The organism is Pseudomonas sp. Ps21-P2 (genome assembly GCF_039672565.1).
Lineage (GTDB): Bacteria > Pseudomonadota > Gammaproteobacteria > Pseudomonadales > Pseudomonadaceae > Aquipseudomonas.
Genome location: NZ_JBDFPL010000007.1, coordinates 379276 through 405647, shown reverse-complemented (window position 1 = coordinate 405647; position 26372 = coordinate 379276). Strand labels below are relative to the sequence as shown.

The window sequence follows — 26372 nt, the reverse complement described above, 5'->3', positions numbered from 1 at the left end:
CGGGGCAGTCAGCCGCCGGTGGGTTCCGGCGGGGTTATTGTGGGCAATGGATATTGCAGCGCAATGTTATTCCGGCAAGGTGGCCGCCTGAATCGCCGTCAGTGCAATGGTATAGACGATGTCGTCAACCTGAGCGCCCCGCGGCAGGTCATTGACCGGCTTGCGCAGGCCTTGCAGCATCGGGCCGAGGCTTACGCAGTCCGCACTGCGCTGCACCGCTTTGTAGGTCGTGTTGCCCGTATTCAAATCCGGAAACACGAACACATTCGCGCGACCCGCCACCGGGCTGTTCGGCGCCAATTGTCGGGCGACGTGCTCGTTGGCGGCGGCATCGTATTGCAATGGCCCGTCGATCAACAGACCGCGCTGGGTCTCGCGGGCCAGTTGCGTGGCTTCGCGGACCTTTTCCACTTCCTCACCGCTGGCCGAGTTGCCGCTGGAATAGCTGATCATCGCCACCCGCGGTGACAGGCCGAACGCCACGGCCGAGTCCGCGCTCTGCACCGCGATCTCCGCCAGCTCGGTGGCCGTCGGGTGCGGGTTCATGATGCAGTCGCCATACACCAGCACCTGCTCCGGAAACAGCATGAAAAACACCGATGAAACGAGGGTGCAGCCTGGTGCCGTCTTGATTAGCTGCAACGCAGGCCGAATGGTGTTGGCGGTCGAATGGATCACCCCCGACACCAGTCCGTCCACTTCGTCGAGGGCCAGCATCATGGTGCCGATCACCACCGGGTCCTCCAGTTGCTGCTCGGCCATGGGCGCATTGAGGTTTTTGCTGCGGCGCAAATCCACCATCGGCGCGACATAGCGCTCGCGGATCTGGTCCGGATCGAGAATCTCCAGGCCCGGCGGCAAGTCGATGCCGTGGGCGCGCGCGACAGCATTCACTTCCTCAGGCTTGGCCAACAGCACGCAGCGGGCAATGCCCCGGGCCTGACAAATCGCCGCCGCCTGGACGGTCAACGGCTCTGCGCCTTCGGGCAGCACGATACGCTTGTTTGCCGCCTGGGCACGCTGGATCAGCTGATAGCGGAACACCGCGGGCGACAGGCGCATCTCACGGGGCGTGCCGCAACGCTGATGCAGCCAGTTGGCATCCAGATGGCTGGCGACGAAATCGGTGATGATCTCCGCGCGCTCGCGGTCATCGATGGGGATTTCCTTGTTCAGCTGATTGAGCTGCGTCGCGGTGTCGTACGAACCGGTGCTCACCGACAGCACCGGTAACCCGGCCTGCAGCGCGCCTCTGCACAGATCCATGATGCGCGGATCGGGCAGGGTGTCGCTGGTCAGCAGCAGCCCGGCCAACGGCACGCCGTTCAGCGTCGCCAGGCTCACCGCCAGAATGATGTCATCGCGATCCCCCGGTGTGACCACCAGCACGCCCGGCTTGAGCAACTGCAGCGTGTTGAGCACCGTGCGGGCGCAGATGATGATCTTCGACATGCGCCGCTGTTCGTAGTCACCGGCGTTGATCACTTGCGCGCCGAGCAGATCGGCGACGTCGCGGGTGCGCGGGGCGTTGAGGTCGGCCTGAAACGGGATGCAGCCAAGTAAACGGAAATCACCGCTGCGCAACAGCGGCGAGTGTTCCTTGAGCCGCGCCGAGAAGGCTTCCATGCTCTCGTCGGTGCGCACTTTGTTGAGGATCACGCCGAGCACTTTCGGGTCTTTCGGGCCGCCGAACATCTGCGCCTGCAGCTCGACGCGGCCGGAAAGCTCGGTCAGCACTTCGTTTTCCGGGGCGGATACGAGAATGACTTCCGCATCCAGCGCCTTGGCCATGTGCAGGTTGACCCGCGCGGCATAGCTGGCGCTGCGGGTCGGGACCATGCCTTCGACGATCAACACATCACGGCCGATCGAGGCTTCCTGATACAGCTTGATGATTTCTTCCAGCAGCTCGTCAAGCTGGCCTTCGCCGAGCATGCGTTCGACGTGGGCCAACCCCAACGGCTTGGGCGGCTTGAGGCCGTGGGTGCGGGCGATCAATTCAGTCGAACGCTCCGGGCCCAGATCCCCGGGATGAGGCTGGGCGATCGGCTTGAAAAAACCGACCTTGAGCCCGGCGCGCTCCAGGGTGCGCACCAGCCCCAGGCTGATGGACGTCAGGCCCACACCAAAATCTGTGGGCGCGATAAAGAAAGTCTGCATGCGGGCTTCTCGAAAATGAGCAGTGCAAGGGTCATGGCGCTATGAATTCAGCCATCGGACCGGATAAACCAGGACGCTGTTCAGTCGCAGCGTCTCAACGGGGCCCAAGGTTATCGTTATCTGACCCCGACGCGCACCAGCCGCAGTGAAAGGACTGACCGATTTTCGCCTGGCGCTGCGCGGGATCGAGCACCCAGGCGCGGGATTGCCAGGGCGGGTCGTGACGCAAATGCTGGGTGTGACCGCAGGAGAGCATGACCACCCAGTGACCGTCCGGGTCCTGAGCAAAGTCGGTAATGATCGAATGGGGGGAGGGGGCGTTCGGGGATTCCAATCGGGGCCGTCCGTCTGAGTTGCGTTCGCTTTCGCGCGAGTGCTTGGTTAGACTTGGCCGCTCATATCTATTTGCAAAAGGTCTCGCCCCATGCCGATCGCCGCCAACAAGGCTGTCTCCATCGACTATACCCTGACCAATGACGCTGGTGAGGTCATCGACAGTTCTGCCGGCGGCGCGCCGCTGGTTTACCTGCAAGGTGCAGGCAATATCATCCCGGGTCTGGAAAAGGCGCTGGATGGCAAGGAAGTCGGCGACGAACTGAAAGTGGCCATCGAGCCTGAAGATGCGTACGGCGAATACTCCGCCGAGCTGGTCAGCACCCTCAATCGCAGCATGTTCGAAGGCGTCGACGAACTGGAAGTCGGCATGCAGTTCCATGCTTCTGCGCCGGACGGCCAGATGCAGATCGTGACCATCCGCGATCTGGACGGCGACGACGTCACTGTCGACGGTAACCACCCGCTGGCCGGTCAACGCTTGAACTTCGATGTGAAGATCGTTGCCATCCGTGATGCAAGCGAAGAAGAAATGGCCCACGGTCACGTGCACGGCGAAGGTGGTCATCACCACTGATTGTCCTGCTAAGCTGAGTGAGCTGGCCAGGCGTCCTCGCGGTCTTGTGAAAACGTTTGTTTTTGCGGTCTGACAGGGCGCCTTTTTCGGCCAAGGGTTTCTAGGGGAGTCGTCATGAGTGTATTTCACGAGCTGAAGTTGAAGGCTCTGGATGGCCAGGAGCTGCCCCTCGCCCCGCTCAAGGGCAAAGTGGTTCTGGTGGTCAACGTCGCGTCAAAGTGTGGCCTGACGCCGCAATACGCTGCGCTGGAAACCCTGTATCAGAAGTACAAAGACCAAGGCTTCAGCGTCCTCGGGCTGCCGTGCAATCAGTTCGCCGGCCAGGAGCCTGGTAGTCAGGAAGAGATTCAGGCGTTCTGCTCGCTGAACTACGGCGTAACCTTTCCCCTGGGGGACAAGCTTGAAGTCAACGGACCGCACCGGCATCGTCTGTATCAAATGCTCGCGGGCGAAGGCGCCGAGTTTCCCGGCGACATCACCTGGAATTTCGAGAAATTTCTTGTCGGCAAGGATGGACGCGTTCTGGCCCGCTTCTCCCCAAGCACGCTTCCGGATGACGCCAAAGTGGTGAGTGCGATCGAGAAGGCACTGCCCTAGTATTTCAATTCGCTGTCCTTCTTTTGAGCCTTAATCACTCCAGTCAATAGTGCTTCGTATCCCCTGCGCTTCGGCTCATTCTGTATGACCTTCATCATATTTCCAGAATGCCGAGGACGCCTGCATGCCTGTTCAAGCCTTGTTCAAACCCTTCCACTTGGGCAGCCTCGAGTTGCCGACGCGCATCGTCATGGCGCCGATGACCCGCTCGTTTTCACCTCGCGGCGTACCCAATTCCAAAGTCATCGAGTACTACCGTCGTCGTGCGTCTGCGGGCGTTGGCTTGATCATCACCGAAGGCACCACAGTCGGGCACAAGGCCTCGAATGGCTACCCCAACGTGCCGCAGTTCTTTGGCGAAGCGGCACTGGAAGGCTGGCGCAAGGTGGTGGAAGCGGTTCACGAAGAAGGCGGCAAGATCGTGCCGCAACTCTGGCACGTCGGCGCCGTGCGTCGTCTGGGTACTGAGCCGGATGGCACGGTGTCGGCCTATGGCCCGACCGAGAAGCTCAAGGACGGTAACGTTGTCGTTCATGGCATGAGCAAGCAAGACATTGACGAGGTCATTGCAGCGTTCGCCCAGGCGGCGAAAGACGCGAAATCCATCGGCATGGACGGCGTCGAGATCCATGGCGCCCATGGTTATCTGGTCGATCAGTTCTTCTGGGAAGGCACCAATCAGCGTACCGACGAATACGGCGGCGACCTCGCGCACCGCTCACGCTTCGCCATCGAGCTGATTCAGGCGGTGCGAGCCGCCATGGGCCCGGATTTCCCGATCATCTTTCGGTACTCGCAGTGGAAGCAGCAGGATTACAGCGCACGGCTGGTGCAAACGGTTGAAGAGCTCGACGCATTCCTCAAGCCGCTGTCCGACGCGGGCGTGGACATTTTCCACTGCTCGACGCGGCGTTTCTGGGAGCCCGAATTCGAAGGCTCTGACCTGAACCTGGCCGGCTGGACGCGCAAGCTCACCGGTAAACCGACCATCACGGTGGGCAGCGTAGGACTCGACGGCGAGTTCTTGCAGTTCATGGTCAACACCGACAAAGTCGCCCAGCCCGCGAGCCTGGAAAACCTGCTCAAGCGTCTGGGTGACGAAGAGTTCGATCTGGTCGCAGTCGGGCGTGCGCTGCTGGTCGACCCGGACTGGGCATTGAAAGTGAAGGAAGGCCGCGAGCACGACATTTTGCCGTTCAGCCGCGAAGCCTTGGGTCGGTTGGATTGACGGTCCGGTTCCGTCCTTGATCGGGGACTACACCCCCAAAACAACCCCGTCCCGCGTCTCGCTCGCAGCGCGCAGGTAAGTCTCGAATGAGTCGATAATCCCGGCCCATCCCTGACGACTGGCGTGCTGCCGGGCGTTCAGCCTGACCCGGCGCAACGTTTCGTCATCCTCCAGCATCCACCGCGCGGCATCAATGAAGCCTTCCTCATCCCCCGGCATCGCCACCGCGCCGTTATGGCCGTGGCGAATATGTTGGGCCGCCGCCGCTTCGTCATAGGCGACCACCCCCAGCCCTGACGCCAACGCTTCCAGCACCACGTTGCCGAAAGTTTCAGTCAGGCTCGGAAACAGAAACAAGTCACTCGACGCATAGTGCGCTGCCAGCGAATCCCCTCGCTGGGTGCCGCAGAAGATGGCGTCCGGGAGCTGACGCTTCAGCGTCGGCCTGACCGGTCCATCACCAACAATCACCAGGCGCAGGTTCTTCTCGGGATAGGTGCTGACCAGACCATCAAAGGTGGTCTTTAGCAGGCCCAGGTTTTTCTCCGCGGCCAGCCGTCCGACATGCAGGACGGCCGTATCGCCCGGTTCAAGGCCCCAACTTTCACGCAGCGCACTCGAACGTTTCGACGGGTGGAACAACTGGCAATCAACGCCCCGGGACAGCAACTCCAACCGCTCGAAGCCTCGGCGTTCGAGTTCGGTTTTTTGCGTGAAGCTGGGCACCAGGGTGGCGTTGGAGCGGTTATGAAACCAGCGCAGGTAGGTCGTCAGCAGGCGCGTGATGAAACTCAGCCCGTACTGCCGCGTGTAGTGCTGAAAGTTGGTATGAAACCCGCTGACGATGGCAATCCCCAGCCGCCGCGCGGCGCGCAACGCCGAAAGACCGAGTGGCCCTTCTGTCGCGATATACAGCACGTCCGGGCGATTGCGCTGCCAGCGGCGCAGCAGTTTGTGCATCGACGACTGGCCCCACTGCAACCCGGGATACCCCGGAATCGGCCAGCCACGGCACAGCATCAAATCTTCCCCGGCCGCGCGCAATTCATCGTCGGTCTGCCGCGGCCGAATCACCTCAACCCGATGCCCCCGCAGGCGCAGCCCGTCGCACAAACGGCTGAGCGTATTGGCCACGCCGTTTATTTCCGGTGCATACGTTTCGGTGATCAGGGTAATACGCAGGGATTTGCTCATGCGATCAGTTTCTGAGCGGGTCATTGCGCTTGTGTGGCGGTTGAGTGATGGATTTGTGACTGCAAATGGCTGGCCGGGATTCGGTATTGGCCGCGCTTGATCCTGACCGGTTTCAGAGCGACATACGACCCGGTCAGGTTCGGATACGACTGCGGTGACACGGGACGCGTCATTTACCAACGGTGAAGGGCACAAGCCTCGACTCGCCGATGCGTTCGAAGGCAGCTGGCTCCGGCACGTAGTGGGTCTGCACGGGGTTCAGAGTGGTCAGTTGCAGGTGTGAACGGGGTTGAGCCGGCTTGGCAAGGTTCGAGGATTCAGCATTGAGGGTCTGTGAAACGAAAGGCTGAGTCGCCTGCGCCAGTGCTTGCATGAATGCGGGAGCGTGGGGTTCCGGCTTCTTCTGCCTGTCCATCACAAAGGACGCGGGGTTGGCGGTCGTTTTTAGCGGGGTGGTCAGGGGTGTCGATTCCATGGGCATTTAACTCCTGTGGGTGACTACGGCGCGCGATTGAAATGCGGCGGCGAATGCTCGCCCGGAGTGGGCATGTCCATGGTTAAACAAGGAAGCTGTGGGACGTTGTGAATAGTGTTGTAGGAACCTTCCTGATTTTCCCGAGGTTGATTAAAAGAGTGTTTCCGCCTTTAGCATGCGTCGCCTCAACTTCTGGAGGAAACGCTGTGTCCGAACCATTCAATACGCCACCTGCTGCCGATTTGACGGCTTTGCCTACGAACGGCCCACCGTTTTACACCGTGTCGCTGATCAAGCTGACTTTGATGATGTTCATCACGTGCGGGTTGTACGGGCTCTACTGGTATTACAAAAATTGGTCGCGGTACAAAGCCTATTCGGCGAAACCGATCTGGCCGGCTATGCGCACGCTTTTCTGTTTTTTCTACTTTCCCTCACTGTTCAGCAAGGTAAATGCCGCGCTTAAAGAGACGGGTCGAGGCGGTATCCCTTACTGGGGCGTCTACGTAGCAGGGATCTACCTTCTTATGTTTACCCCTTCGATTGTCACTGGGTACGCATCGGGTTGGGGTAGCAGCCCATCCGCAGCGCTCGGGCTCATCCCGACCATAGGGGTCTACACCATTACGGGGCTGGGCCAGTTCTTGATTACCCTGAGGGTGCAATCGTTCATCAACCGGTTGGACGGCAAGTCTGGGGAAAGTCGCAGGATCCGCTTCACGTTTGGGGACGTGGTCTGGACGGTGATAGGCATCTGTTATTGGGCGCTTTTAATGCTGATCTATGGTTGGTTGAGTCCAGCAAGCATGTAATAAAAAGGCCTCAATCGAGGCCTTTTCAGTAAATCAGCGAATCCGCTCTGCCAGCGTCTCCGCCCCACGCTCCCTCACCCAGAACAACGTCGCTCCCGCCACCGCCGCCGGCATCATCAGGATGTTGACCACCGGTATCAGCAGCACCAGATACACAATCCCGCCGAAGCTCATGCTCTGCCAACGCTTGGCGCGCAGCCAGTCGAGCATGTCTTGCCAGCTCATTTTGTGATTGTCGGCGGGGTAGTCGATGTACTGGATGGCCATCATCCACACGCCGAATATCAGCCACAGCGGCGCAGCGACGAGGTTTACCACAGGGATCCACGAAAGGATGAATAGCCCGATGGCGCGGGGCAGGAAGTAGCCCAGTTTGCGTATTTCCCGGCTCAGGGTGCGTGGGACCATTTCGACCAGCTCGCCCCAACTGAATGCGGGGAAATCGTCCGTCCCGCGCAGGACCACCTCCACTTTCTCGGCGAGAAAGCCGTTGAACGGCGCGGCGATGATGTTGGCGATCATGGTGAAGGTGAAAAATACCATCAGCGCGACAAGCACTACGAACAGGGGCCACAGGATGTAATTGAGAAAGCCGAGCCAGCTGGGCAGGGTCGGCATGAAGGAGTCGACCCACAGCCTGAATTCGTGGCCGGCGAAGTAGATCATGGCGCTGAACAGCACCAGATTGATCGCCAGCGGCAGCAGGACGAACAGGCGCAGACCGGGGCTCAGGACCAGTTTCAGGCCTTCGCGCAAGTATTGCGGGCCGGACAGGGCGGGTGCAGGCATGTGTGCCTCCAGGCAGTGATATCGCGCCGACCATACCGGCTTTGCTGCAGGGGCGGAAGCGCAGCAGCAGGGGCGACACTCTCTGAAACAATCGTGCAGCGGTGAAGTCTATGCAGGACTGCGATCGCGAAACGGAAGATGCACATAGCGCGGGCCTATGAGCTGGATTGTGAAACGATATTTCCTTAATCTTCTCCGCCCCGATAAGCTTGCGGGCAACTTTCACCGTTGCTGTGCCCCAAGTGGCAGCTTCATGTTTTCAGGATCGGCGGGCGCCACCCTTGCGGCGTAGGCCTCGTCAGTCCCAATCCTCTCAACCGGTACGCCGGTTCAGACCCAGTGACTCCGACCACGCGTAACGATGGCCGGTCAATAGGAGTGTGTCATGTCTGATGTACGTCATTCGCGAGTGATTATTCTCGGCTCCGGCCCTGCCGGTTACAGCGCTGCAGTCTATGCCGCGCGCGCCAACCTCAAGCCGTTGCTGATCACCGGGATGCAGGCGGGTGGTCAGTTGACCACCACCACCGAAGTCGACAACTGGCCGGGCGACCCCCATGGCCTGACCGGCCCTGCATTGATGGAGCGTATGCGCGAACACGCCGAGCGTTTCGAGACCGAGATTGTGTTTGATCACATCAATGCAGTGGATCTGGCGGGCAAGCCGTTCAGCCTGAAAGGCGACAACGCCACTTACACCTGCGACGCGCTGATCATCGCCACTGGCGCCAGCGCCCGTTACCTGGGTCTGCCGTCCGAAGAAGCGTTCATGGGCAAGGGTGTTTCGGCCTGTGCGACCTGCGACGGTTTCTTCTATCGCAACAAGCCGGTCGCAGTGATCGGCGGCGGCAACACCGCTGTCGAGGAAGCGCTGTATCTGGCCAATATCGCCAGCAAGGTCACCCTGGTTCACCGCCGCGATACCTTCCGCGCCGAGAAGATCCTGATCGACAAGCTGCATGCGCGTGTTGCCGAGGGCAAGATCGAGCTCAAACTCAACGCGACCCTGGACGAAGTCCTGGGCGACAACATGGGCGTGACCGGGGCGCGCTTGAAGAACAACGACGGCAGCTATTCCGAAGTGACCGTCGACGGCGTTTTCATCGCCATCGGCCACACGCCGAATACCAGCCTGTTTGACGGTCAGTTGGCGTTGAAAGACGGTTACATGGTCGTTCAAGGCGGTCGCGAAGGTAATGCGACGGCCACTAGTGTTGACGGTGTTTTCGCCGCCGGCGACGTGGCGGATCACGTGTACCGTCAGGCCATCACCTCGGCTGGCGCTGGCTGCATGGCTGCACTCGACGTCGAGCGCTACCTGGATGGTCTGGCGAACGTTTCGTTCTGACCTGATCTCCAGCTGCAAAAAAACCGGCTCACTGAGCCGGTTTTTTTATGTCCGTCAACTTCGCTCAATGACTCAAGCGCCCACTCAGGCCTTGGGCATGAGCGGCTCGGCGGAAAACTTAACGCCCGCCAGACCGTTCGCGATCAGCGCCCGAATGTTGCCGTGGTCAGAGCCTTCCGGCGTCTCCAGCACTGAGCGGTAGTGCTCGCCAAAAGCCAGCAGCGCTTCTTCGTCGCTCAGGCCTTCCAGCAGCGCCAGGCCGAGGGTCTTGCACGAACCTTCGTTCTGGCCAGCGGCGTTTTCCACCGGGCCGTTGCTGAACGCCTGAGGCTGATAGTCGTAGTGTGCGGCGATGAAGGCCAGCGTGTCGGCGAACAGATGATTGCCGCTGGCGAGGCTGGCGCGCAGGGCGCTCAGGTCAGTCATGCTTGGGTTCCTTGGCAAACGCGGCTTGCTGCTCGGCGCTGGCTTCTTTCTGGTACGTGGATTTCCACTCGCTGTACGGCATGCCGTAAACCACTTCGCGGGCGTCATCGAGGGTGATGTCGATGTGCTTCTCGTCGGCCTCGGCCTTGTACCACTTGGACAGACAGTTGCGACAGAAACCGGCGAGGTTCATCAGGTCGATGTTCTGCACGTCCTTGCGGCTGTCCAGGTGTGCAACCAGACGGCGGAAAGCGGCGGCTTCGAGTTCAAGACGTTGTTGCTCGGTCATGGTGTGCTCTGTCGATATTAAAGATGGGCGGATGATAAGAGTGGCGGCCAGGCCGGGCAAGCGTGCGTCTGCAACGGCAAGCCCAGTGGATCAGCGTGCCGCCGCCAGGGTGATCGACACCGATTCGGCGAAACGCAGCGCGTGGGGTTTGTCGACTTCGACTTCGGCGTATTGCACCGCTTCATGGGTCATCACCAGGTCGAGCACTTCCTGCGTCAGGCGCTCGAGCAGGGCAAAGCGGTTGCTTTCCACGTGCTGGATGATCGCCTTTGTGATGGTCCGGTAGTTCAGCGCGTGATCGATGTCGTTGTCGCGCACCGCTTCCTGTGCCGCGTACAGGATCGTCAGGTTGATCAGCACGTCCTGCTTGTTGAGGATTTCGGCTTCGTTGATGCCGATAAACGTACGCAGGCACAGGTCTTTGACCCTTATGCGTGCGGTACCGGGTTCGAGTCTTGCCATGGACTACTTGCTCCGTCCGATCAATTGCAGAAATTCCATGCGGGTCGTGGTCGATTCGCGGAAGGCGCCGAGCATCACCGAGGTGTTCATGGTCGAGTTCTGCTTTTCAACGCCGCGCATCATCATGCACATGTGTTGAGCCTCGATCACCACGGCCACGCCTGCGGCCTTGGTCACGTCCTGAATCGCATCGGCGATCTGCCGCGTCAGGCTTTCCTGAATCTGCAGCCGCCGCGCGTACATGTCGACGATGCGCGCGATCTTCGACAGACCCAGGACTTTTCCGGTAGGAATGTAAGCCACGTGAGCCTTGCCGATGAAAGGCAGCAGGTGATGCTCGCACAGCGAGTACAGCTCGATGTCCTTGACGATCACCATCTCGTCGCTCTCGGACGCAAACAGCGCGCCGTTGACGATCTCTTCCAGCGTCTGCTCGTAGCCATGACACAGGTATTGCATTGCCTTGGCGGCGCGCTTGGGCGTATCCAGCAGGCCTTCGCGTTCAGGATCTTCACCCAGGCCGACGAGGATTTCACGGTAATGCTGTGGCAGTGACAGGGTCATCAATGGTTCCTCGGGGCGGCTTACTTGACGTGCCGTCCGCCGTTTACGGTCAGAGTGGTGCCGGTGACGTAGGGGTTATCCAGCAGATAGCGCAGGCTCTGGTAAATCACCTCGGCGCCGGGTTCGATCCCCAGCGCCGATTTTTCCAGTGTGCGTGCACGGTATGCCGCGTCGTCGTCGGGTTGAAACATCAGCATGGCCGGGGCGATGCCATTGACCTTGATATGAGGTGCAAACCTGGCGGCGAAGGACAGGGTCAGGTTTTCCAGGCCTGCCTTGCTGGCGCTGTAAGCGATGTGCTTGCTGCTGCCCTTGCGCGTGACGTCGTCGCTGATGTGAATAATGTCGGCCGGCTCCGAGCGCCGCAACAACTCGGCGCAGTGCAGATTGATGAGGTAGGGCGCCAGCATGTGCACACTGAACATTTGCATGAACACACCCGCTTCGTCCCCTGGCGTCTCGGCCAGCCAGTCTGACGCGTTGTGCACGATAGCCCTCAGGCTGTCGGTCTGCTCCCGGAGTCGGGCGACGAAATCCAGGATGCTCGTCTCCGAAGAAAAATCAGCTTGAAGCACCACAGCGCCCAGCGCCTTTAAATGCTGCACGCCCGGCCGCTCGCTGCGGTAAGTGATAATCACAGGCTGGCCTTCCGCCAACAGACGCTCGGCGCAATACAGGCCGACACGCTGGCTGGCACCGGTGATCAATACAGGGGCGGGGAAGCGGGCCATGGTCTTCACGCATTCATCAACGGGGAGGGAGGTCTGGCGAATCGGTGCTGAATGACGAACAGTGGGTGCTCGCATTGCGCCATCGAAAACGACCGTCGGGCAAAGTTACCCCAACGGTCGATACTTGTACAAGCACGGAAAAATGTACATGTTTTTGATAGGCGCTCCGCTGTGACATTTCATCGCGGGTGGGTGTGAGCGACCCTGATCAGCGCCCTTCGCCGGACGCTAGCGCGTGGAGGCGGGCTCGGTCGAGCCGACCGGTGCAGGCGTGTTGCTGTGCAGCCATCCCGCCAACAGATGGGTCGACAGCGGGATGAACCAGAACACCATCAATGGCGTGAGGATCAAGGTGCTGATCATGATGCGCGGGAACAGCTCCAGCTGACCGAGCAGCGGCCCCAGCGCGAAGTTGAAGATCAGCGACACCGGAAAGAATGCCAGCCAGATGGCAACGGCCTGCTTCCAGCGCGGCGGGCGCTGACCTACGGCGCCAAACCAGCCGTCGATGCCGCTCACCCGGTGCACGGAATTTTTGGCAAACAGACCACTGCCGCGCACCAGCCAGGAGCGTCGGGAGGCAGAATGCTCCCAGGCGTGCATGGTGGCTTCATCGGCGAAGCGGAAAATAATCTGGAATTCATCATCCCCGGGTGGCGGAGCGAGCACGCCTGACCCTAGATAGCCGGGGAAGTCTGTAGCGAGTTGTTCGCCTTCATGCAGCCAGGCAATCAGTTCCTGATAGCGGCCATGGGCGACGCGACGGGCAACCATCAGCGTGACGGGTGAGGTAGACATTGTGTATCTCCGATAAACAAGTGAGGTTCCCGGGTAGGGAAATCACATGACGCGCCGCCGGGGTGGTGGCGATGCGTCAGCTTCACTGGAAAAAGCAAGCAAGGATTATTCCTGAAACCTGCGATAAAGCCAGAGGTGTTTGTCGGAAGGGGAGAGCTGTCGCGAAGGATCGCCGGATCAGGCAATCCTAGAGGTGCATCGAGGGGTGAATCTTGCGGTGTTCCTGAAGAATGTACTGACGCAGGCGCTCGGTGTCTTTCTTGCTGTTCTGGCTCAATCGATACGCGGCCAGACCATGCTGGGTCAAACGTTCGAAAGTGCCGCGCAGCGCGATAGGCACATAGCCCTCCGGACTGAACCAGGCAGCGAAAGATTTTGGCGGCTTGGTCTGTTTGCGCATTTCCAGCAGGATGCCTTTGAAGGAAACCTCATGCACCCAAAGCGCGGTGGGCGAGCCCCTTTGCGTTTCCAGAGGCATCGGCTCGGGCAGTATCAGGCGCCATGGGCGAATGCGCGGGCCTTCTTCAAAGATGCTCGGCGCACCCAGCTCCAGATGCAGCGCATGAAATTCGTCCTCCACCAGATGCAGTGGGAAGGTCATTTGCTGATTATCGAATTGAGCCTGAATCGTGACTTGCTCATGAGCGGCGAGGCGAGTCAGCAGATCCTGAATCTGCACACCGCCGTTAACCACCAGACTGCTGGATTTGTCGCGCACATTCAGCGTGGGGTTGTGCTGCATGTTCTGGATAAACTCCAGTTCATCAGGCGTGAGGATGTTGTCGCGCTGCATGGTCAAGCTCGATTAACCGGTTATTGAGAGAGCAGACAGATGGTTCGCGTTTAGGTTGCGACCGTTCGTCAGTTGCCAGATGTTACCCCTTCAAGATTTCATTCTCCAGCCGAGCTTGCGCCCGTTCGGCATTTAACTCGACTCCTTTCCGTCGGGCGTATGGCCAGTGGGTTTTATGAACTGGAGTGCCAATTTGAAGGTAGTACAGAAGCACAGATAGGACAGGAAATTTCCAGCATCGTTGAAAGTCATTTGGATCAACGGCGCGCTGATCACTAGGCTTGCCGTCTGGCTTCGCAAGGTCGGCAGTTCAAGACATGCCGCCGCGCTGAGGCATAATGCCGCACAATTTTTACCGGTCACAGGATTAACCCATGAAAGTCGCGATTATTGCGGGCTCGGTATATGGCTCGGCTGAAGAGGTCGCCCGCCACGCCCAACAGATCATCAAGGATGCAGGGTACGAGGTGCTGTTCAACCCACGCGCCACCCTGGCCGATTTGCAAACCTTTGGGCCGCAGGCTCTGCTGGCAGTGACCTCGACCACGGGGATGGGCGAGCTGCCGGACAACCTTCAGCCGCTCTACCACCAAATCCGCGACGTGCTGCCTGCTGCATGGCGTGGGCTGCCCGGTGGTGTGATCGCCTTGGGCGATGCGAGTTACGGCGACACGTTTTGTGCGGGCGGCGAGTTGATGCGCGAGCTGTTTGGCGAGCTTGGGATCCGCGAGGTGCAGGAAATGCTGCGACTGGATGCCAGCGAAACCGTGACGCCGGAAAGCGACGCCGAGCCCTGGCTGGCAGCGTTCATCGGGCAGTTGAATAGCTGAGTGGCGCGCTGACTGCGACCCGTCCCGATCAAGGCATGACCAGCCATCCCCCAACATTATTGATCACCATTCAGCGGGTATTGTGTTGATTGTGACCCGGCAGCGAGTCGTTGACACTCGATGACTGTTTCGCCCGCTATTGCCGCTGCTGACGCCTGATTAGTTAAGGACAGCGGTGGCAAAGTCGGCATCATCATTGGGAGAGCAGCATGAGTGAGTCCGTACGTTTTGAAGACAAAGTGGTAATCGTCACCGGTGCGGGCGGCGGATTGGGGCGAGCCCACGCGCTGCTGTTCGCGCAACATGGCGCGCGCGTGATCGTCAACGACCTCGGCGGTTCGGCCCATGGCGAAGGTGCCAATGCTTCAGCGGCGGATCGAGTGGTCGCGGAAATCCGTGAAGCGGGCGGCGAGGCGGTTGCCAATCATGATTCGGTCACCGACGGCGACAAGATCGTCCAGAACGCCCTCGATGTCTTCGGTGGCGTCGACGTCGTGGTTAACAACGCCGGCATCCTGCGCGACAAAAGCTTCGCCAAAATGGAAGATGCCGACTGGGATCTGGTTTACCGCGTGCATGTTGAAGGGGCCTACAAAGTCACCCGCGCGGCCTGGCCCCACCTGCGGGACCAGAATTACGGCCGCATCATTTTCACCTCGTCCACTTCCGGCATTTACGGCAACTTCGGTCAGGCCAACTACGGCATGGCCAAGCTCGGCCTGTACGGGCTGACGCGCACGCTCGCGGTCGAAGGGCGCAAAAACAATATCCTGGTCAACGCCATCGCGCCCACCGGTGGCACGCGCATGACCGAAGGCTTGATCCCGGCCAGTGTGTTCGATCTGCTCAAGCCCGAGTTGGTCAGCCCGCTGGTGGTGTACCTGGGCAGCGAGCAGTGCCACGACAGCGCCGGCCTGTATGAAGTAGGCGGCGGCTGGATCGGCAAAGTCCGTTGGGAGCGCAGCCTGGGCGCCGGCTTCGACCCACATGCAGGCTTTTCACCGAAAGACGTCGCGGCGCAGTGGCAAACGATCAGTGACTTTAGCGATGCGGTGTATCCGGCTGACAACGTCGAAGCGCTCAAGGAAATGATGGCCAATCTGCAGAAGTTTGCCTGATCGATCTTTGATCAATAAGCGGCCAGTTCGGGCGATCGAACTGGCCGTTTTTGTAGGAAGGTTATTCGCCGCGATGTAGGAACGGTCTCTGAATGAGGCAATGATTCCGTCTTCACTTTTTCAGCCTAAACCCCGCCCCGAGTCGCCCGACATGCCTGAGGATCAACCGATTTTCAGGAGGTTTTATGATTGGCAATTTGAGCAAGGTGCAGGAGCGGCTGAGGGTCTACAGCGCTGTCCCGGACAAGCAATTTAACGTGCGCTCCGGCCTTAATCCTCAAGAGGAGGCGGTAAAGCAGAAGGTGCGTCAGTACTGGGCGGACAAGAGCATTCCTGATGTTAAAAAGCTGGAGGGCTTGAACATCAACCTGGCTGGATTTGATCCGCGTAAGACCAGTAACAGGCAACTGATGGAAATCGGCGTTCTACTGGCCGAGCAAGGAATTATCGATGGAGACCTTATTGGCTCTATGTCTAGCATCAATGTCAAGTTCGATGCGCTAGGAAACGAGATTAATATGGATGAGGAGGTCAATGCGTATGAGTTCTTCACCCAGCAATTCGATCGACTGCAGGATTCTATCAAGCAAGGCAATGAAATGGCGAAGGGCGCCGTGGTGGATCTGAACACCGCCGTTTCTGTGCTGATGGCACTGGAGGAACATGCAAAGCGTCCACGCGAGCGCTCATTGGTGAATATTCGTGCCTAAAGGATTTAGGTGCGGCCTGGGGCACAACCGATGTGCCCCCCGGCCTTCAGCTGTTACATGGGGACCACGAAACTTCCTGAGTAACGCGTCGGCACAGGACTTTGTACGTTATCGAGTACCAGTCGGAATGTGCCAGCACCGAACAAGCCTGATGGATCGTACGTTTTACCAGTCACCGAAGACCAACTTCCCCCTTGAAGCTGTTTAGGAATGTCGCTAGAAACGCTGTGGGATCTTTCTGAGCTTTGTTTTTGAGCGGAAGGATGGACCATCGCAAGCATGAAAGGCATCCGGAAAGTGTCCTGAGTCCAAAGCAAAAAAAAGCCGCTGCAATCGCAGCGGCCAAATAAGACGTTGAATCCAGGAGCTTCAAAACACAACGTCGGTGACGACGGTCGAGCGCATCCTCAAGCCATTCAAGGGCCAGTGGGCTGCTCAGAGGGCGCGAAGGTTAAGGGGTTTGTTGAAACCGAAACAGCGTGCTTTGTGACAAGCAGTTTTACAGCCACAGCAACAGTAGGACCTCGCAACGGGGTCGCAGGAAACGCTCTTTTTTCCTGCTTCATGGGTCGGCTGGTCTCGCCCATCGCTATCAATAGTTATCCCATCGATCTGCGACTCAGCGGTTTAGATGACAGCTCTTTCGGATTGCCCACGTATTTCACACTTTGGCTGGATGCCTTTGTGGCGCGGGCGGTCATCTTGGAGCTGTAGAGATGTCTGATCACTTTTTCAAAAATCATCCCCATCAGAAAGCGGGTTCGCTGCTCGATCACGCCAATAACGAAGGCGAGCTGTCTGCGTTGCTGATTGCGCATTTGCGCGAAGCCCCGACCGTACGTCTGGCCGCCAGGCAGATGCTGACGCAAGCACTGGGTCGCGTGACACCATTTCCCAACCCTGACGCGTTGTTCATTCACAGAAACAATCCTGGAGGATCCGATCCGGCACCGCTCTCGCTGACCGAGACTCTGTTGCGTGCATTCATCGGAGACACCGCTCACCTTGATCATCAACAAGCGGTGTTGTCGACGCGAAGAGACTCCGCTCACGCTGCATATGGACTGCCAGGCCTGGACATCGGCGCAATCAGAGACATGTTGCCTGATCTGCTGAAAAGGCTGCCCGGCTTTTTCAAGTTCACTCTCGATCATTACTGGGCTGTGGACGAGCAAACTTTCACCCGAATCCCCTGTGAGGACGCCGTCCGTGGCACACGCGGTGAAGTCTTCGAGACTTTGCAGTCGTGGGTGCTTAGCCACGCCATCGCTTTGACCGTCGGCACCCGAGAGCTCGACACTCAAGAAAAGAACCGCCTGCTGAGCGTTGTCGATTCCCCCGACTGCAAGGGCCGTTATGCGCTGTCATTGCGCACATCGGACGGCGCAGTGCTGCCATTGATCGGGGTCTACGTAGCGACTGCCAAAGACGTCGATGTCATGCCGCTGGTTTCCGATGGCCCTGATGCCGCCGTCTATCTGTTCAGTCCCTATGGCGGGGTGGAGGAGTTCGCAACGCTCGACGCGATGGAAGCTGAGTTCAAGCAGCGCCTGATTCAGAACGACTCACGCGATCTGCTGCTGGGTTATCTCTCGCTCGAACATCAAATTCTGCTTGCCGACCATTCGGCGGTTGCTGTGCACCTCGACTATTCGCTGATGAAAGAAAAACCGGCGGCCCGCTACGTCGCCAGCCTTCGCGAAAAACAGCTGAAAGACTTCGACTACTTGCGTGCCCAGGCGCCGTTGAGCAGTGGCGACCCGGATGCCCTGTTGCAGATGTTCGACGACGTGAGCCGTCTGGACGATCTGGAGCAGGCCCTGAATGTTCGCTATCTGGACCTGCTGGCATTCGTGCATGAGCGGCGTCTGCCGGAATGGCTGCGGTTCGCCGCCCCGACAGATCGTCAGCGCTACGACGCGCTCGCAGAGGAGCAGTCGGTTTGTGAAGCTCGAATGCATACCCAGTTGGCTGGCATCGAGACACCCGAAGTCTTCGCGCGGGAAGAAATCGCGGCCTATTTGATCGAGCGTCTGGGTTACACCCTTGACCCGTCCACAGTGACGATCCATCTGCCCGATGAAATGCAGTTCGCCGACGCGCCGCTGAAGACTGTTTATACCAACACTCTCTTGGGATTCGCACTCGACGGTATGCCAGACACAGACCTCAATCTGGGCCCGAGTATCGAGGTCGATCCCGCTTACTCTCACTTACGCCTGAATTTCGATTTCGTGTGCCGATTGGTGCGAGAGCTCAATTTGAAGCAGCGTTACGGGAGCGAAGTAGAACGTCGGTACCGCGACCAAAGCACCTTGGATGCCATGAGCGCGTTGCGCGCCAGCAACATCGCGTTGAGTGCCTGGGCAGCGAAACTGCAAGGGCATATTTCGGATCGTGGTCTCGCCTTGATCGAGCAAGTGCAGTCGAACCTTGCCGGCAGCCCTTCGATAAAGGTTGGCGCCCTTTACCTCAAAGGCGGCAATCGGCGATTGGAAGATGTGGTCGTCATCAGTGAGATCAACGGAGATGACGAGTTTTATGTGCTGTACGCACCGGGTCAGCCAAATGGTCGCGAGATATTCGACTTCGACACCTGGCGCAAGCTGTCCCTTGAAGTCGGCAGTTGGACGGGTAACGCGCGCGGTGCGCAGTACCTGCTCGATCAGACCGTCGTCAATCCAGACCAGCACGTCGTGCCGTACATCGAAAGCATCCGGCTGAAGCCTTCGCAGTGGTCTAGCGACAGCGTCCAGTTAGTCGCCGTCAACGCCGCCTCTTTCAACGACGCGCTGTCGAGCTTGAGCCATTACAAGGTCGAGCAAATGCTGGCCCGCAATCAGATTGTCTCCAGTGGGCGGCTGCAGCACGTCACCGAGCAACACCGGATGGCGCAGGTGGTGCTGGCCCATCGGGTTGCAGCATTGAACAAAGCCTACGATGAGTTCGGAATCACGCCTTGGCGCGAAGCTGCCCGCCGCGAATGCGAGCGTTTGATCGACAGGCATCTCAAGGCGTCCGGGGTGCCGGGACGTATCGACCCGGACACTGTGTTTTTCGACGTCGAGGACAACGCTGGCGAGAGTGAACCGGATTTTGGTCGCTACACCACGCTCAGATGCCTGACGGACCTGTTCATGGTCGGGTACTCGGAAGAGGAATACGACTTTGATCCCGATGCCGCCGTGTATTCGTCGATTGGCCAGGATGTCTCCGGGCTCTCGGGTGACTTCGTAGACGAGATGATCCGCAGTTCCAACTATGCCGATGAGTACATCAAAAAACTGCGCCAGCACACGTGGGACCTCACCAATTCCCCGCCGGCCAGAGTGCGCGCCTTGTTCGCGCGCAAAACCCACTGTGAACTGCGGCGTGACGCGTTGATTGAGTACGCCGCAGGCCGGCTTGACGCTGATCAGTACAACTGGCTTGTGCGGATGGTCACGGGTCTCGACAGCAGTATCGTCGGGAACAACATTCAGGCGCCGGGGACACTTCATCTGCTGATCATGGCGTACAAATCCTTTGCCAATATCTACGTTTTCAAGCCGGATGAAGCCAACGCTCGCCTGGGAACGCTGGTCTACACACCGGGTGCGCCCGATGGCTATTTGTTCCGCCAGGAGGATGACGTTGTTCGCTCTGTGTCCCGCCCCGGCATGAGCCGTTATTACTATGATCAGGTCTATTACGGCGCTCAGCGCATCATCGGAACGTTGATGCAAAAGCTTGAGATGTCGCCCGTCGTCGACGGCAAGCCCTATAAGGTTTCTCAGTCGGCGCCGGTGACACTACAGGGCTTGCATGGGATTGCGGTGCAGCACTTGATCGTGGATATCGACACCCAGACCGAGAGTGTCAATGAGCGAAGGTTGCTCAATACGTATACCTTCGTCCGTAAATACGGCGGCCAGCTGGCTGGCTTGAACCCGATGACGAAGCTGGTCTGGACGGCGATTCACGCTGGCGTTGATCTCTTCCGCGGAATCCGTGCGTATCAGGATGGCGACCGTGCGCGCGCCAGGGGCTACTTCATGAAGGCTGCATTCGGAGCGTTCAAAACGGCCAAACAGGTCCGCAAGATCCGCAAGGCCGAGAAACTGAAGCGCTTGGGCAAGGCGGCAAAACCATCGTCGGGCAGTGTGCCGCGGTTCCGATAATCAGTGCAGCGCGCCCATTCCGGGCAGCTGAACCAACCGTTGAGTGAGCCGCACCCGTTGGACCGGGTCCTCGCTCAACATCAACGCATGCTCCAGGTCGAAACGCTCGGCCTGCGGGCACTCCAGATGCTGGTACAGGGTGGCACGAGCGAGGTAATCGCTGGTGTTGGCCTGGCCCAGCTCCATCACACGAGTCGCGTCCTTGAGTGCGGCGAGCAAGTCGTCGTTTAGCTGATGCAGGTACCGCAGGTTTCGCGACAGCCGCTGCAGCATTGCCGCTGGCGTTGCGGTTTTCATGTGCTCGGCCTTGAGCTGCATGTCTGCACCGAACTGGCGCAGCAGCAACTCACGACAGTCTTTTGGGTAAAGCCTGCGCCCGCCACAAGGGTCCAGCGTATGGTCGGCACCGGGCACACGCAGCAGAAAGTGACCGGGGAAGTTAACACCCTCGAGCGGGATTTCCAGCCGTTTGGCTATTTCCAGCGCAATCAACGCCAGCCCCAGCGGTTGACCGCGACGACGTTCAAGCACTTTGTGAATCAGGGCAGCCTGGGGTTTGGGCTGGGCAGCATCGTCCTGCTGAAATCCCAGCGTCGCCAGTTGCCGCAGCAATGGCTGGGCAAGCTCCGCAGCCGGCAATAAAGGAAGGGCTGCGCTGACACTACGTTCCAGCGCGGTGAGCTGGTCGCGGATAACCTGGAAATCAACCTGGCCGTCGTGCTCCGTGGCGATCCACGCAGCGGCTTCGAACGTGGACGGCGGATTGCGTCCTAGACAGGCAATGCATTGCTGGCGCGGATTCATCGACCTCTCCGGCAGGATATGACGGCTAAGAAGAGTTAACGGATGGCTCTGTTTTATCCCTGGCTGCCGCCTTCGTCCAGCATTGATTCATCGGGCACGTTGAATGGCAGTCCGTCGTCCGGATCCCCACGGGTCGGCCTTCTTTTTTTCAACCAGCGCCTATACTCGCCAGTACGAAAAAGGGGAGCAGTGCCCATGTTCGCTCTCATGCAAAGCTCACGCGTGCAATCACTGCACATGATGGTTGAACCCCTCACCGGCCTGAAGGCGGTGATTGCGATCCACAGCAGCCGCAAAGGCCCGGCGATGGGGGGCTGTCGCTACCTCTCCTATCCAAACGAAGAGAGCGCCATCGAGGATGCCATTCAGCTGGCAAGGAACATGAGTTACAAAGCTGTGCTTGCCGGGTTGTCACTGGGTGGGGGAACGGCGGTGATCATGCGTCCGGCACATGTGCCTGATCGAGCTGCCTTGTTCGAGGCGTTCGGGCGATTCGTGCAGACCCTCGACGGCCGTTACGTCACGGCCATGGACAGCGGCACTTCCAGGGAGGACATGGACTGCATTGCCCAATTCACCCCGCACGTCACCAGCACCACGGCAGTCGGCGATCCATCTGCGCACATCGCGCTAGGGTTGTACGCCGGGATTCGGACCACGGCCATGGCAAGACTGGGCAGCGATAATCTGGAAGGTTTGCGCGTGGCGATTCAGGGCTTGGGGCATGTGGGTTACGCGCTCGCCGAACAGCTGCATGCCGCGGGCGCCGAGTTGTTGGTAGCTGATCTGGACAGCGGCAAGGTGCAGCTCGCCATGGAGCAATTGGGCGCCAAGCCGATTGCCAGCGAAGCACTCCTCAGTACGCCTTGCGACATTCTTGCGCCGTGCGGGCTGGGCGGCGTACTCAACAGCCACAGTGTGACCAAGTTGCGTTGCGCTGCAGTGGCGGGCGGCGCCAATAACCAGCTGAGCTGCGCCGCCATTGCCGACCAACTGGAAGCGCGCGGCATTCTGTATGCCCCGGATTACGTGATCAATTCCGGCGGTTTGATCTATGTCGCGCTGCATCATCAGGGGCAAAGCCCGGGGACCATCACTGCGCATCTGTCTCAGATCGGCACGCGGCTGACCGAAGTGTTTGCCCATGCGCAAGCTGAAAAGCGCTCACCCGCGCGGGTCGCAGATGAGCTGGCAGAACGGCTGCTGGACATGGACTGAATCGCTTTCGTGTCAAACCTGCATTCAACTTTCTGAAGCTGAAGTCGCCGGCCTGATTACTCTGCCGGCTCCGCCGCGGGTGCCAGCTCGTTGAGGGCCAGGGCATTGCTCTTGAACGCGGCAGCGAAGACGGCGCGGTTCTTTGCCATGAAAATACTGGCGTCTTCGGCGTGTTTTTCGGAGAGGCCGGCGACGTTCTTCATCAGCACATCGGTGAGCAGTTCGGCCAGTTCCAGCATCTGATCATGGGCATCGGCGAGTTTGCGGTCCACGAACGTAGTCTCCAAATCACGGGTACTGCGGTAAAGGGTTTCAACAGCCATTGTTGGCCTCGTCGTCATTTCCAGAGTTGTAAGGGATCAGCCCGGGCGCTCAACGCTTCGGCCGACGGATGATGCAAAGACAGCGTACTCCGTCTTTTTACTGTTTATTTATACAGTGCGCAGCATAGGTGAATCGCCGCAGCTTGGGTAGGGGGTGCGCGCTCACTTTTTTCGCCATGCGCGGCCTTGCGACATCTGGTCACGTTCTCAACCTTAGCCGATGGCCCTATTAATGCTTGCCCTCGGACATCCCGCACGCGCAAACCGTCATGCGCGCGCAGCATCATCCGGTCCGGGTCACTCAAGGAAGTACATCGTGAACATCAATGCGGCCTTAGGCCTGCGTCGACAGATCCACCGCTGCGCTGAATCGCAGCGCTCGTTATGAACAGTTTTGGTTGGGTCAGGGGAGGTGAGGGATGGGTGGTGTGAAATGGGCAGATCGGATGCGGGCCAAGCTGCATGGCGGCGCCAACAGCCTGGGCAACTTGGCCGTTGAAGCGTTTCACTATCTGGCGCTGTTCGGCATTGGCGCGGTGACCGCTTACGCCGCGATTAAAGCGTTCATCGGCATGCTCGGGCAGGAATACATCGCCGTGGATGATATTTTGCTGTTGTTCATCTACCTCGAATTGGGCGCGATGGTCGGGATTTATTTCAAGACCAACCACATGCCCCTGCGCTTCTTGCTGTACATCGGGGTGACCGCTTTGATCCGTTTGCTGATCAGTGACGTGTCGCACCACAAGGCGCCGGATCTGGGGATTATCTACGTCTGTGGCGGCGTGCTGTTGCTGGCGTTCTCGATTCTGGTCGTCAGGTACTCCTCGTCGAGGTATCCGTCGGTGCAGGAAAAAGTGGAGTAGGGATGGGTGAGTCCTTGTCGTTTAGGGCTCATTCCACACTTGTCCGACTAATTCTTGGCGTTTGGCGTGCATGCGGTTAGCGGCCAACGCCGAGAAGTCGCGGTACGTTTCCGCAGCGTTCGTATCGGTCCACGATTGCCCGGATATAGCTCTTTTACATTCTTGCCTTTTTAGCAATTTCTTCTACCATTTTGAGCATGTCACGGCCTTCGATAAGTTCTATATAAAAATTGCTATACGCTCCAGAGAGGTCACGATATTTTCGGAGGTTTGATTCATCCATAATTCGATGGCCTGGTATGTCTCGTGCTTCGACCTGGGTATTAATCTCACCTCGCTCGGCGGCCGATATTAAAGGCTCCATATGCTCATACAAAGCGAGTGCTGCCGGTTCCTTTTCTTTATACCGTTCTAATTGCTTGCGTAACTCGATTGCGGTCTGTTTCAGCGCTAGTATGTCCATACTGATTCCTAATTGTCGATTTCGCCAATGAGCTTTGCTGCGGACCATTCTTGCCGATTAGGCACTAAATATTGTGCCGCCCCGCCTGTTCTGGTGATTCTCCCGCCGAATTCCACTGTCGGTGCAACCGTGCTCTTGAAAACTTCGGTGGGCTGGAGTGGCGTAATTTCAAACACGTGATATCTAGCATTTTCACTCGTAACCGGTAAGCCGAGTGCATCCGCTAGAGTTTTATCGGATTTAGCCGCCGCTTGCAATTCTTCCATTGTGGTGAAGAATGGTGAGAAGGCAGAGACGCCTTCTTGTGTCACAGGTACGATTTTCACAAGTGGTGTTGTAATGTTGGTGGTGACCGGTACGGTACTTCCTGAAGCTACATGACTGATGGCTCTTTCCAAGATATCTGGAAATGGTAACTCAGGGTCTGCCTTTGCGATTTTAGCGATATATTTTTGTCCGTCAACGCTTTGCAGATAATCACGGACCTGCTGGTTACTTAAGCCCTTTGGCTCAAGTGTCTTCACAGAGTTTCGTTTATGCTCGACTGACACGAACTCTGGGTCTTGCTTGGCGTAAAAGTCACGCATCTTACTTTCCCGCACCAGCTGCTCGACTGAAGTGACCCCCCTGATCTGTAATTCAGGATGTCCCAAAAGGTTCTCTTCATTTTTTGTGAGCCATTCAACGATTGGTTTGCTGGAAATATCTGCTCGTAGCTTGGCACTCCTCGTCGCGATACTTTCCAAACTGTTGGATACCCCCGCTCTCATCTGCCCTCGAGTGAGATAAGTGACAATAGCCATCAGTAATAGCAAGACCAATTGCTCTTGCCCTTGGGCCAGCAGCCGAGCTGCGCGCTCTATGCGGTCTTGGATCATCGCAGCGGAACCGCCAGTGGGGTCAAGGCCTGGATCTTTCAAGCCGTCTTCAGCTTGCCACGCAGTGCATAGCCCTTCGTATATCGTCGATAGGCATGGCCCGATACCTGCCGAGAAATAACCAGCGATTGCATATAACCCAAGCGCTGCCATGATCAAGTTTCCGACCTGCAACCCTACACTTGCGCCGATTGCCGCGCCGGGCAAGGCTCCAGCACCTAAAGCAAGTGAGCCGGCTGCGCCACCCATCGCAGCTCCCATCATTACGCTGCCGCCCACGATCATCACAACTTCCTGCAACAGCTTAATCAACTCCGGCAGAATTTCCTCAATATTGATCGACGCCCATTTGCGCCGAATGTTCATCTGCATGATGGGGGAGGATAAGTCCAGCGCGTGGCGAACATTATCGATCTTATGCCCACCCACGTATCTGTAGGCTTGAGTTGCGCCGTTACTGATGCGGCGGGTGAAGCCGTTCCAGCCGTCATCAACGCCCTGATTCAGCTCACTGAATTTTTGGTCGAGGTTTCGCTCGATGTCGCCCCAGCTAGGTAAATTAGCGAAAAAATCCATTTAGCGGTTAGGTCTCCATTGTTGGGCGGCATTTACGCCCAGATGGTGGTCCGACAGGACCACGGCATGCCGCTAATTTAGGACTACAGCCGCAAGAAAACAACTGAGAGTGGATTCTATCCTTCGCCATTAGCGCTACGACCAGTGATGCTTCAAGCAGTTGGCAGGTTGTTGCTGCAGCGGCGACCGAGATACTTTGCAAGATGGGATGGTCGTTCGGTACGAACTTGCCTCTCCCTTGTAATCGCCGCTTGCAATCAGCGAGCTGTTTTACGATGAGCTATCCACCAGCGAATCCAAAAAAATGCCCCGTCTAAGCGGGGCATTTTTGCGTGCGGCAGTTCGTTAATTCACCCACACCCCAACATGGTAATGCCAGCCATCGCCTCGACTTTCCCAGTACGGATGTTGATAGCGATAGCCCGGCCGTACCGCTTCCCAGTGGCCGTGCTCGGCGACGTAGCGGTTGCCGTTCCAGCGCCAGTAGCCGCGGGACCAGATGTAGCCCGGGCGCGGGGCCGGTTCTTCTTCGATGACGCGCACGGGCGGCGCTTGCGGGGCGACAACTTCGACGTATTCGGCGCGGGGTGCGGGTCGGTCGACGACTCGCCGTTCGTGTACCACTCTTTCTTCCACGCACCCGGTCGCCAGGGCCAGCGCGCCAATCAGCGCTATGTATCGTAGAGACATATCGTCACCTCAGACTTGTCCAGACTCTGCTGCTCGCCGTTCAGTTGTGTAACGGGGCAGCCGGCTTGCTACAGGTTTGTTGTAACAGGTGCTTTCTGTCTGGGGGCTGAATCGGCGGGACTTAGAGGGGAATCGGCGATCATTGGCGGATGGCAGGGCG

The 26372-nt window shown here is 58.5% G+C and carries 28 protein-coding genes and 1 pseudogene; 11 read left to right on the top strand and 18 right to left on the bottom strand.

From position 1 onward, the window contains the following. Positions 1-66 precede the first annotated feature (66 nt). Together pta and ABEH28_RS19745 are read right to left on the bottom strand one after the other, a co-directional pair. The gene (pta, locus tag ABEH28_RS19750; RefSeq protein WP_346630871.1) at positions 67-2160 is read right to left on the bottom strand and encodes a phosphate acetyltransferase; all 2094 of its coding nucleotides are present in this window, start codon (positions 2158-2160) and stop codon (positions 67-69) included. 94 nt (positions 2161-2254) lie between these two features. Further along, a pseudogene (locus ABEH28_RS19745) lies at positions 2255-2616 on the bottom strand (DUF3565 domain-containing protein). On the opposite strand from ABEH28_RS19745, the gene ABEH28_RS19740 reads away from it, so the two are divergent. From ABEH28_RS19740 to ABEH28_RS19730, 3 genes are all read left to right on the top strand, one after another. Further along, entirely contained in the window at positions 2585-3070 is a 486-nt protein-coding gene (locus ABEH28_RS19740; RefSeq protein WP_074884740.1) for a peptidylprolyl isomerase, read from the top strand. The pseudogene ABEH28_RS19745 and the gene ABEH28_RS19740 sit on opposite strands and share 32 nt — an antisense overlap. Before the next feature lie 114 nt (positions 3071-3184). After that, entirely contained in the window at positions 3185-3667 is a 483-nt protein-coding gene (locus ABEH28_RS19735; protein ID WP_192171873.1) for a glutathione peroxidase, read from the top strand. A gap of 124 nt (positions 3668-3791) precedes the next feature. Beyond that, positions 3792-4895, top strand: a complete 1104-nt coding sequence (locus ABEH28_RS19730; protein WP_346630870.1) for an NADH:flavin oxidoreductase — start codon at positions 3792-3794, stop codon at positions 4893-4895. A 27-nt stretch (positions 4896-4922) separates the two neighbouring features. On the opposite strand, the gene ABEH28_RS19725 is transcribed toward ABEH28_RS19730, so the two are convergent. Then, positions 4923-6089 carry a glycosyltransferase family 1 protein gene (locus tag ABEH28_RS19725; RefSeq protein WP_346630869.1) on the bottom strand — a complete coding sequence of 389 codons (1167 nt, stop codon included), beginning with the start codon at positions 6087-6089 and terminating at the stop codon, positions 4923-4925. A 169-nt stretch (positions 6090-6258) separates the two neighbouring features. After that, the gene (locus ABEH28_RS19720) at positions 6259-6564 is read right to left on the bottom strand and encodes a hypothetical protein (RefSeq protein ID WP_192171870.1); all 306 of its coding nucleotides are present in this window, start codon (positions 6562-6564) and stop codon (positions 6259-6261) included. Between the two features lie 206 nt (positions 6565-6770). Between ABEH28_RS19720 and ABEH28_RS19715 the strand changes: the two genes are divergently transcribed. Beyond that, positions 6771-7376 (top strand): hypothetical protein, encoded by a 606-nt coding sequence (locus ABEH28_RS19715; protein ID WP_192171869.1) that lies wholly within the window; start codon positions 6771-6773, stop codon positions 7374-7376. A gap of 33 nt (positions 7377-7409) precedes the next feature. On the opposite strand, the gene cysZ is transcribed toward ABEH28_RS19715, so the two are convergent. After that, a complete protein-coding gene (gene cysZ, locus ABEH28_RS19710) occupies positions 7410-8165 on the bottom strand; it encodes a sulfate transporter CysZ (RefSeq protein WP_282371931.1) in 756 nt (251 codons plus the stop codon). A gap of 385 nt (positions 8166-8550) precedes the next feature. Here cysZ and trxB point away from each other — a divergent pair, with 385 nt between their 5' ends. Beyond that, positions 8551-9513 carry a thioredoxin-disulfide reductase gene (gene trxB, locus ABEH28_RS19705; protein ID WP_133771976.1) on the top strand — a complete coding sequence of 321 codons (963 nt, stop codon included), beginning with the start codon at positions 8551-8553 and terminating at the stop codon, positions 9511-9513. 84 nt (positions 9514-9597) lie between these two features. On the opposite strand, the gene ABEH28_RS19700 is transcribed toward trxB, so the two are convergent. The 7 genes from ABEH28_RS19700 to ABEH28_RS19670 form a co-directional block, all read right to left on the bottom strand. Beyond that, entirely contained in the window at positions 9598-9939 is a 342-nt protein-coding gene (locus ABEH28_RS19700; protein ID WP_192171867.1) for a HopJ type III effector protein, read from the bottom strand. Next, entirely contained in the window at positions 9932-10228 is a 297-nt protein-coding gene (locus tag ABEH28_RS19695) for a DUF1244 domain-containing protein (RefSeq protein ID WP_192171866.1), read from the bottom strand. The genes ABEH28_RS19700 and ABEH28_RS19695 overlap by 8 nt, the downstream gene beginning before the upstream one ends. Before the next feature lie 90 nt (positions 10229-10318). Continuing rightward, positions 10319-10690 (bottom strand): dihydroneopterin triphosphate 2'-epimerase, encoded by a 372-nt coding sequence (gene folX, locus ABEH28_RS19690; RefSeq protein ID WP_065991860.1) that lies wholly within the window; start codon positions 10688-10690, stop codon positions 10319-10321. A 3-nt stretch (positions 10691-10693) separates the two neighbouring features. Then, positions 10694-11254 carry a GTP cyclohydrolase I FolE gene (gene folE, locus ABEH28_RS19685; RefSeq protein ID WP_192171865.1) on the bottom strand — a complete coding sequence of 187 codons (561 nt, stop codon included), beginning with the start codon at positions 11252-11254 and terminating at the stop codon, positions 10694-10696. Between the two features lie 20 nt (positions 11255-11274). Next, entirely contained in the window at positions 11275-11985 is a 711-nt protein-coding gene (gene folM / locus ABEH28_RS19680; RefSeq protein ID WP_192171864.1) for a dihydromonapterin reductase, read from the bottom strand. 228 nt (positions 11986-12213) lie between these two features. Next, a complete protein-coding gene (locus tag ABEH28_RS19675; protein WP_192171863.1) occupies positions 12214-12783 on the bottom strand; it encodes an antibiotic biosynthesis monooxygenase in 570 nt (189 codons plus the stop codon). 187 nt (positions 12784-12970) lie between these two features. After that, positions 12971-13576 (bottom strand): hypothetical protein, encoded by a 606-nt coding sequence (locus tag ABEH28_RS19670; RefSeq protein ID WP_192171862.1) that lies wholly within the window; start codon positions 13574-13576, stop codon positions 12971-12973. A gap of 374 nt (positions 13577-13950) precedes the next feature. Here ABEH28_RS19670 and ABEH28_RS19665 point away from each other — a divergent pair, with 374 nt between their 5' ends. From ABEH28_RS19665 to ABEH28_RS19655, 3 genes are all read left to right on the top strand, one after another. After that, entirely contained in the window at positions 13951-14406 is a 456-nt protein-coding gene (locus ABEH28_RS19665; RefSeq protein WP_192171861.1) for a flavodoxin, read from the top strand. Between the two features lie 209 nt (positions 14407-14615). After that, positions 14616-15524 carry an SDR family oxidoreductase gene (locus ABEH28_RS19660; protein ID WP_346630868.1) on the top strand — a complete coding sequence of 303 codons (909 nt, stop codon included), beginning with the start codon at positions 14616-14618 and terminating at the stop codon, positions 15522-15524. A gap of 185 nt (positions 15525-15709) precedes the next feature. Further along, positions 15710-16234 (top strand): hypothetical protein, encoded by a 525-nt coding sequence (locus ABEH28_RS19655; protein WP_282371925.1) that lies wholly within the window; start codon positions 15710-15712, stop codon positions 16232-16234. 599 nt (positions 16235-16833) lie between these two features. Here the strand turns inward: ABEH28_RS19655 and ABEH28_RS19650 are convergent. Beyond that, entirely contained in the window at positions 16834-17052 is a 219-nt protein-coding gene (locus ABEH28_RS19650; protein WP_192176527.1) for a hypothetical protein, read from the bottom strand. Between ABEH28_RS19650 and ABEH28_RS19645 the strand changes: the two genes are divergently transcribed. Then, positions 17038-20394, top strand: coding sequence for a DUF6543 domain-containing protein (locus tag ABEH28_RS19645; RefSeq protein ID WP_346630867.1), 3357 nt, complete (start codon positions 17038-17040; stop codon positions 20392-20394). The two genes, ABEH28_RS19650 and ABEH28_RS19645, sit on opposite strands and share 15 nt — an antisense overlap. Here ABEH28_RS19645 and ABEH28_RS19640 read toward each other — a convergent pair whose 3' ends face one another. Beyond that, positions 20395-21198 carry a transglutaminase family protein gene (locus ABEH28_RS19640; RefSeq protein ID WP_346630866.1) on the bottom strand — a complete coding sequence of 268 codons (804 nt, stop codon included), beginning with the start codon at positions 21196-21198 and terminating at the stop codon, positions 20395-20397. Between the two features lie 195 nt (positions 21199-21393). Between ABEH28_RS19640 and ABEH28_RS19635 the strand changes: the two genes are divergently transcribed. Next, on the top strand, positions 21394-22416 hold the full coding sequence (locus ABEH28_RS19635; RefSeq protein ID WP_346630865.1) for a Glu/Leu/Phe/Val dehydrogenase dimerization domain-containing protein: 1023 nt from the start codon (positions 21394-21396) through the stop codon (positions 22414-22416). A gap of 56 nt (positions 22417-22472) precedes the next feature. On the opposite strand, the gene ABEH28_RS19630 is transcribed toward ABEH28_RS19635, so the two are convergent. Continuing rightward, positions 22473-22739, bottom strand: coding sequence for a YebG family protein (locus ABEH28_RS19630; protein WP_346630864.1), 267 nt, complete (start codon positions 22737-22739; stop codon positions 22473-22475). Between the two features lie 419 nt (positions 22740-23158). On the opposite strand from ABEH28_RS19630, the gene ABEH28_RS19625 reads away from it, so the two are divergent. Further along, positions 23159-23605, top strand: coding sequence for a phosphate-starvation-inducible PsiE family protein (locus ABEH28_RS19625; protein ID WP_172609665.1), 447 nt, complete (start codon positions 23159-23161; stop codon positions 23603-23605). Between the two features lie 154 nt (positions 23606-23759). Here ABEH28_RS19625 and ABEH28_RS19620 read toward each other — a convergent pair whose 3' ends face one another. The 3 genes from ABEH28_RS19620 to ABEH28_RS19610 all read right to left on the bottom strand — a co-directional run bounded on the left by ABEH28_RS19620 (position 23760) and on the right by ABEH28_RS19610 (position 26212). Further along, on the bottom strand, positions 23760-24068 hold the full coding sequence (locus ABEH28_RS19620; protein WP_065991887.1) for a hypothetical protein: 309 nt from the start codon (positions 24066-24068) through the stop codon (positions 23760-23762). Between the two features lie 8 nt (positions 24069-24076). After that, on the bottom strand, positions 24077-25522 hold the full coding sequence (locus ABEH28_RS19615) for a DUF6861 domain-containing protein (RefSeq protein WP_346630863.1): 1446 nt from the start codon (positions 25520-25522) through the stop codon (positions 24077-24079). A 345-nt stretch (positions 25523-25867) separates the two neighbouring features. After that, positions 25868-26212, bottom strand: a complete 345-nt coding sequence (locus tag ABEH28_RS19610) for a YXWGXW repeat-containing protein (protein WP_122535300.1) — start codon at positions 26210-26212, stop codon at positions 25868-25870. Positions 26213-26372: the final 160 nt, after the last annotated feature.